This window comes from Acidovorax sp. (assembly GCF_016783915.1).
Classification (GTDB): domain Bacteria; phylum Pseudomonadota; class Gammaproteobacteria; order Burkholderiales; family Burkholderiaceae_C; genus Acidovorax.
Map to the genome: position 1 here is coordinate 1 of NZ_JADHVT010000197.1, position 6,969 is coordinate 6,969.

The window sequence follows — 6,969 nt, forward strand, 5'->3', positions numbered from 1 at the left end:
CTACCGCGAGCAGTGCAGGCGCCATGCGCAGGACCGCATGTTCACGCTGACCGACTCGTACGATGCGCGGCGCAACCGGCTTTCATCCTCCATTGGCCGGGGCGACCCGGCGCGGCAGGTGCTGGTGGCACAGCAAGGTGCCGGGGCCGACCTGATCGTGGTGGGCAAGCATCCCGCGTCCAGGTGGGCAGACTGGCTGTTCGAGAGCGTTGCCCAACGCATCCTGCGTGAAGCTCGCACGGACGTGCTGGTGGTACCACACGGCTTTCAATCCGCATCCCGGGGGGCCGCCCTGAAACGCCTTGCGACCGATCTGCCCGTGCGCCGTGTCAAGGCAGGCCAGCCGAGCCTGCCGAGCCATCCCAACCCTGCGGCGCTGCAGGGTGGCACATGACTAAGGAGCCCTGCGGACAGCCCTGCCGAGGTCACTGTGCTCGCCATGCATGAGGCCTAGGCCGCCTTCGCGAGCAGCGTTGTGTACCGGCTCGCGGGCCGTGCCAGGCCCAGGTTTTCCCGCAGAGTGGTGCCTTCGTAGGCGGTGCGAAACAGGCCGCGCCGCTGCAGTTCAGGCACCACCAGGTCCACAAACTCGTTGAGTGATTGGGGCAACACAGGCGGCATCACGTTGAAGCCGTCCGCCGCCCCGTTCTCAAACCATTCCTGCATGCGGTCGGCAATGGTCTCGGGTGTACCGATCACCACCCAGTGACCGCGTGCACCGGCGAGGTATTCGTACAGCTGACGCACGGTGTACTTCTCTCGCCGGGCCAGCTCCAACACCACGTGGGCGCGGCTGTTGATGCCCTTGGGTGGCTCGGGGATGTACGGCGGATGTGCGTCAAGGTTCCACTTCGACAGATCCTCTCCGGGCCAGAAGGGGGTGAGAGTGGCCAGGCCCACGCTGGGGTGGATCAGGGCCTGCAGCTCGGCCCACTTGGCCTGGGCTTCTGCCTCGGTGCGGCCAATCACGGGGGAGATGCCGGGAAGCACCAGCAGTTCTTCAGGACTGCGGCCGTACTTGGCCATGCGACCCTTCACATCCTTGTAGAAGGCCTGGGCCTCGGCCAGGCTGGTCCAGGCGGTGAAGATGGCTTCGGCCGTCGCGGCGGCCAGTTCCTTGCCGTCTTCCGAAGAGCCGGCTTGCACAATCACTGGGTGGCCTTGCACCGAGCGCTCGATGTTGAGCGGCCCTTGCACCTTGAGGTGTTTGCCCACATGGTTGAGTGCGTGCAGCTTGTCGGGGTCAAAGTAGATGCCGCTTGCCTGGTCGCGCACCAGGGCGTCGTCGTCAAAGCTGTCCCACAGTCCCTTGACCACGTCCACAAATTCGTGGGCACGCTCGTAACGCGTGGCGGGGTCCGGGTGCGTGTCCAGGCCAAAGTTGCCGTGCACGTTTTCGGCGCTGGTGGTCACCACGTTCCAGGCGGCCCGGCCCTTGCTGATGTGGTCCAGCGACGCAAACTTGCGCGCCAGCAGGTAGGGGTCTTCGTAGGTGGTGGAGGCTGTGGCCACAAAGCCGATGTGCTTGGTGACGACCGACAGCGCCGCCCACAGCGTCACGGGCTCGAAGTGCGAGATACGTCCCTGGCGGCTGAAGGACTCGCGGTCGCCCTTGTGCCACACGCCGGGGCTGTCGGCCACGAACACCTGGTCAAACAGGCCACGTTCGGCTGTTTTGGCGACCTCGATGTAGTGATCGATGTTGACACCCGAATCGACCTGAGAGCCCGGGTGGCGCCAGGCGGCTACGTGGTGGCCCGTGGCCATGATGAAAGCGCCGAGGCGCAGCTTTCTGGAGGTATCGGGTTGGGTCATGTGCATTTCCAAAACTTGTGGGAATGGCTGGCAGCCTGCGAAACCGGCTTGGCCGGGCCACGGAGTGCGCCCCCACGGGGATGGCGTCGAAGGCGACTCAGAGGGGGCTATCTCTTGGGGTTATTCAGTGATAGTGATCCGATGCAGCTTGCGGTGCTGCGGGAAGAAGTCGCCCACTGCGTAGTGCTGGGTGGAGCGGTTGTCCCACACGGCCAGCGTGCCCGGCGCCCAGCGCAGGCGGGCCTGGAACTCGGCCACCTGCGGCAGGGCAAACAGCTGGGTCAGCAGCGCATCGCTGTGCGTGCGGTGCAGGCCCTTGATGTGGCTGGTGAAGGTGGGGTTCACATACAGGATCCTCTTGCCCGTGACGGGGTGCACGCGCACCACGGGGTGCTCCACGGGCGGGTACTTGGCGCGGGCGGCCTTCAGTTCTTCGCCGCTGGCGTCCTTGCGCAGCAGGTACTCCGTCCAGCCGCTGATCTCCCAGGTGTGCACGGCCGTGAGCGTTTCCAGGTAGGCCTGGAAGGCGGGCGGCAGGCTGGCGTACGCGGCCGTGAGGCTGGCCCACAGCGTGTCGCCGCCGCTGGCAGGAATCACCTGTGCATAGAGGCTGGTGCCCAGCGGCGGTTGCTGGCGCCAGGTGATGTCCGCATGCCATTGGTTGGACGCCTTGGGGCGCTCGGCGGTGCTCTCCACGATTTCGATCTCGGCGTGGCTCTCCAGCCGGGGGAAGAACGCCTTCACCTCGGCCACATTGCCAAAGCTGCGGGTGAAGTCCACCTGCTGCTGCGGCGTGATGTGCTGGTCGCGGAAGAACAGCACCTCGTGCGCGGCCAGCGCCTGGCGCAGCTCGGCCTTCGTGGCGGCGTCCAGGGGCTGGCGCAGGTCCAGCTCGTGGATGACTGCCCCGATGGTGGGGGTGTAGGGCTCTACCGCAAAGCGGGTGAAAGTGGGGTGCAAATCGTTGATCTTGGACATGGCGCTACTTTCTGAAACGGTGGGGTGATGAAAGAGAACTCCCACACGATTGGGACAGCGCGCAGGAAGCGCATCAACGAAGCAGTTCGCATATGCATAGTCGGAAAACTGCGCCTTGCACTGGCGCGCATGGGCCTGCCATCCGCAAATTTGGATATCTGTTTTTGGTCGTTGGCCCACGCGCGGGGCCTGCCTAGAGTGATTGGCGATGTGTGCAGCAGATTGCGCACGCACACCGGCACGACAACAGGCACGACAACAGGCACGAAGGGGCAACAGATGAAAAACACGCAATGGAAAACAGCGCTCTGGAGGGCTGCCACGACAGCCTGCGCGGCGGTGGCCCTGGACCTGTGGGCGGGTGGCGCAGCCGCGCAGGTGCAAGACCCCCTGAAGGTGATTCGCATCGGCATTGCCACCGGCGGCGTGGGCAGCGACCCGGTGCGCCACGGTGGTACTTCGGCCGCCCTGGCGTACACCGACGGCGCGCTGGAAGAAGAGTTCAAGAAGGACGGCGTGAAGGTGCAATGGACCTTCTTCAAGGGCGCAGGCCCGGCCGTCAATGAGGCACTGGTCAACAAGCAACTGGACTTTGCGTGGCAGGGCGACCTGCCCTCTATCGTGCACCGGGCCAGTGACGTGAAGACGAAGATCATTCTGGGCAGTGGTGTGCGCGGCGGGCTCTATCTGGCGGTGCCGCCCGACTCCAACATCCGCCGCCTGGAAGACCTCAAGGGTCGCAAGGTGGCCGTGTTCAAGGGCACCAACCTGCATCTGGCAGCCGTGCGCGCGCTGGCCGACAAGGGTCTGAGCGAGCGCGATGTGAAACTGCTCAATCTGGATTTGCCCAGCGCTGAGGCGGCGTTGGTCAGCAAAGACATCGACGCCGCATTTGGCTATGTGGGTTTTTTCAAGCTGCGTGACCAGGGCCTGGCCAAGGTTGTGTGGTCGGCTGCAGAAGATTCCTATAAGTACACCCGCCAGACTGCGCTGCTGGTGACCGACGACTTCGCCGCACGCCACCCCAAGGCGGTGGAGCGCGTGGTCAAGACCGTGGTGCTGTACGCCCATAAATATTCCGACGAAAACCGCCGTGCCGAACTGTTTGCGCAGTGGGGCAAGGCCGAGTACGCCGAGAAGGTGTGGCGCGAAGACTTCATTGGCCAGCCGCTGCGCGTGCGCCTGTCGCCCCTGCTCGACCCATTTCTGGTGGCGCGCTACAAGGACGCGGCTGACGAGGCCCACAAGCTCAAACTCATCCGCAAGAAGCCAGAGATCGATAGCTGGTTTGACCGCCGCTATCTGAACGCTGCACTCAAGGAGCTGAAGCTGGAGAGCTACTGGCCTGTGTATGGCGCCAATGGGGATCTGGTCGCCGCCCCCTGATCCAGGTCTCCAATCCAAACCACGGTGTCCAAGCCCGGAAAAGCCGCTCACCACCGCTCGTTGCAACCCGCCCGCACCTTGTGCGCGGCGGGTTTTTTGTGCCTGCGCCGAGGCAACCTCATAACGCAGGCCTCGCTGCTCATGCCGCAAACATCTTTGTCATTGCATATGAGTATTAACCATTTATTTTTATAACAAACGTCTTTTACATTTCTTTTGGTTGTTATTGATGGCGCTGCGCTCACCCTAGGTGGTAGCAGCTCCACCACCCACAAAGGAAATGCAAAAGATGGCGATACCCGCACTGAACGCGGCCGGGCCAGGCAGCCCCGTGAGCCCGCTGGACGCGCTGCCGGATGCCCCCACGCGCCGCCCCGTAGCGGCAAGGCAAAACGCTGCCTGGACTTGGGCGAGGCGTTCGCTCTGGGCCTGGCCCTTTCCGCTGGCCGTGCTGGCGCTGTGGCAGCTCTCCGCCCTGTGGGGCTGGGTGCCCGAGCAGGTGCTGCCGCCGCCCGCCGCCGTGTTCAAGGTGTTTGGCGAGCTGCTGGCCAGCGGAGAGTTGTGGGACCACCTGCGCATCAGCATGGTCCGTGTGTTTGCGGGCTTTGGCATCGGCCTGTCGCTGGGCCTGGTGCTGGGTGGTGCCATGGGCCTGTCGCCGACATTCCGTGACTACTTCTTCCCATTGTTCAAGGCCTTCAGCCAGGTGCCGGTGATTGGCTGGCTGCCGCTGCTGATCCTGGTGGTGGGCATTGACGAGGGGCTCAAGTTTCTGCTGATCGCCAAGGCGGCCCTGGTGCCGGTGGCCATCAACACCTGCCAGGGCATTCAGAACGTGCCCAACCGGCTGGTGGAGGTGGCGCGTGTGTATGGCTTCACCCGCTGGCAGATGCTGCGCAAGGTGGTGTTTCCGGCGGCTACGGCACCCATCTGGAACGGCGTGCGCTATGGCCTCACGCATGCATGGCTGGCGCTGGTGGTGGTGGAGCTGCTGGCGTCATCGGAGGGCATTGGGTTCCTCATCGTCTATGGCCGCCAGCTCTTTCAGCTGGACGTGGTGCTGGCCGCCGTGCTGGCCGTGGGCATCGTGGGGTTTGTGATCGACAAGCTGCTGGCCGTGTCCGAGGCCTGGCTGCTGCGCTGGCGCAAGCCGGGTTTGTGAGCGGGGTGTGCCAATGTCTTCTGTGAACGTGCAACGCAACGTGTTCCAAAAAGTGCCCGCACGCCTGCGGGGCTGGGTGCTGCCCGTGCTGATCCTGGCCGTGTGGTGGGCGGTGGTGGCTTCGGGGGCGTCCGATTCGCCCCTGCTGGTATCGCCATTGGCCGTATGGCAGCGCGGTGTGGGCCAGGTTGTCAGCGGCGAACTGTGGGTGGCCTTGTCGGCCAGCCTGTGGCGCATGGCCTGGGGGTTCGGCATTGGCTCCGGCATCGGGCTGGCGGTGGGTGCGCTGCTGGGCTGGTCGCGCTGGGCCGAGCGGCTGGTGGGGCCCACGTTCCACACGCTCAAGCAGATCTCGCTGTTTGCGTGGATTCCGATGCTGTCGATGTGGTTTGGCCTGGGCGATACCGCCAAGGTAGCGTTTGTCGCCATGGCGGCGTTCTTTCCGGTGGTGCTCAACACGCTGGAGGGCCTGCGCAGCGTGCCGCGTGAGTACCTGGAGGTGGCCCGCGTGTACGAGTTCAGCGTGTGGCAAACGCTGCGCCGTGTGGTGGCGCCTGCCGCCGCGCCCTCACTGTTTACTGGAATCCAGCTCTCCCTCATCTACAGCTGGCTGGCCACGCTAGGGGCCGAATACCTGCTGGCCTCTGGCAAGGGCATTGGCAACACGCTGATCGATGGGCGCGAGCATTTCTGGATGGACCTGGTGCTGTTTGGCGTGGTGGTGGTGGGCCTGGTGGGCTTTGTACTGAACGCGCTGCTGGCCGCACTGGAAAAGCGCCTGCTGGCCTGGCGTGATCGCACGATCGCCAGGTACTGATGCCGCTGACGCATCGCATACGCATACGAACACAAGGAAATCAACATGGCACACGCCGGTACCCTGGCCATTCGCGGCCTGAACAAGCAGTACGAGGTCAAGGGCGAAGCCCTGCCCGTGCTGCAGGACATCCACCTCACCATCGAGCCCGGCGAGTTCGTAAGCATCGTGGGCTCGAGCGGCTGCGGCAAGTCCACGCTGCTGCGGCTGGTGATTGGCCTGGAGGGCGATTACCAGGGCGAGATCCTGCTCAACGGCCAGCGCATTGTGGGCACCAGCCTCAACCGGGGGATCGTGTTCCAGGAGCACCGCTTGTTCCCCTGGCTCACGGTCGAGAAGAACGTGGCGCTGGGCCTGCTCAACTCCAGCCTGACCGAAGGACAGCAGCGCGCCACCGTGCGCGAGCACATTGCGCTGGTGGGGCTGGAGGGGTTCGAGACCGCCTATCCGCACCAGCTCTCGGGCGGCATGTCGCAGCGCGTGGCCATTGCGCGGGCGCTGGTCAACCGGCCCGACATCCTGCTGCTGGACGAACCCTTTGGCGCACTCGACGCCATGACCCGCGCCCACTTGCAGCAGGAGCTGCACCGCATCTGGCAACAAGAGGGCATCACCATGATCCTGGTGACCCACGACGTGGAGGAGGCCGTGTACCTGGGCGACCGCGTGGTCGTGATGGAGCCGCGCCCCGGCCGCATCCGCCGCACCGTTCCGGTGGGGCTGCCCCATCCGCGCGAGCGCACCTCCCACGCGTTCACCGCCATCAAGGACAGCGTGCTGCGCGAGTTCTCCGGCCACCCGGCAGCCGACC

The 6,969-nt window shown here is 64.8% G+C and carries 7 protein-coding genes; 5 read left to right on the forward strand and 2 right to left on the reverse strand.

The genetic code is table 11. The annotated features are described in order from the left end of the window. Positions 1–394, forward strand: a 394-nt coding sequence (locus ISS20_RS22290) for a universal stress protein (RefSeq protein ID WP_291439651.1), incomplete at its 5' end; no start/stop codon positions are given. A 56-nt stretch (positions 395–450) separates the two neighbouring features. On the opposite strand, the gene ISS20_RS22295 is transcribed toward ISS20_RS22290, so the two are convergent. Both ISS20_RS22295 and ISS20_RS22300 read right to left on the reverse strand, forming a co-directional pair. After that, complete coding sequence (locus ISS20_RS22295; protein WP_291439653.1) at positions 451–1,815, reverse strand: LLM class flavin-dependent oxidoreductase; 1,365 nt, start codon at positions 1,813–1,815, stop codon at positions 451–453. Positions 1,816–1,935: 120 nt separating this feature from the next. Continuing rightward, positions 1,936–2,793, reverse strand: a complete 858-nt coding sequence (locus tag ISS20_RS22300) for a TauD/TfdA family dioxygenase (protein ID WP_291439655.1) — start codon at positions 2,791–2,793, stop codon at positions 1,936–1,938. A 279-nt stretch (positions 2,794–3,072) separates the two neighbouring features. On the opposite strand from ISS20_RS22300, the gene ISS20_RS22305 reads away from it, so the two are divergent. The 4 genes from ISS20_RS22305 to ISS20_RS22320 all read left to right on the forward strand — a co-directional run. Then, complete coding sequence (locus tag ISS20_RS22305; protein WP_291439656.1) at positions 3,073–4,179, forward strand: ABC transporter substrate-binding protein; 1,107 nt, start codon at positions 3,073–3,075, stop codon at positions 4,177–4,179. Positions 4,180–4,459: 280 nt separating this feature from the next. Beyond that, on the forward strand, positions 4,460–5,341 hold the full coding sequence (locus ISS20_RS22310; protein WP_291439658.1) for an ABC transporter permease: 882 nt from the start codon (positions 4,460–4,462) through the stop codon (positions 5,339–5,341). A gap of 13 nt (positions 5,342–5,354) precedes the next feature. Then, on the forward strand, positions 5,355–6,158 hold the full coding sequence (locus tag ISS20_RS22315) for an ABC transporter permease (RefSeq protein ID WP_099729984.1): 804 nt from the start codon (positions 5,355–5,357) through the stop codon (positions 6,156–6,158). 45 nt (positions 6,159–6,203) lie between these two features. Beyond that, a partial coding sequence (locus tag ISS20_RS22320; protein WP_291439661.1) for an ABC transporter ATP-binding protein occupies positions 6,204–6,969 on the forward strand: 766 nt, incomplete at its 3' end.

Bases quoted from the DNA above. Each gene is read 5' to 3' on its own strand.
- ISS20_RS22295 (WP_291439653.1), bottom strand. From the start codon at position 1,815: ATGACCCAACCCGATACCTCCAGAAAGCTGCGCCTCGGCGCTTTCATC.
- ISS20_RS22300 (WP_291439655.1), bottom strand. From the start codon at position 2,793: ATGTCCAAGATCAACGATTTGCACCCCACTTTCACCCGCTTTGCGGTA.
- ISS20_RS22305 (WP_291439656.1), top strand. From the start codon at position 3,073: ATGAAAAACACGCAATGGAAAACAGCGCTCTGGAGGGCTGCCACGACA.
- ISS20_RS22310 (WP_291439658.1), top strand. From the start codon at position 4,460: ATGCAAAAGATGGCGATACCCGCACTGAACGCGGCCGGGCCAGGCAGC.
- ISS20_RS22315 (WP_099729984.1), top strand. From the start codon at position 5,355: ATGTCTTCTGTGAACGTGCAACGCAACGTGTTCCAAAAAGTGCCCGCA.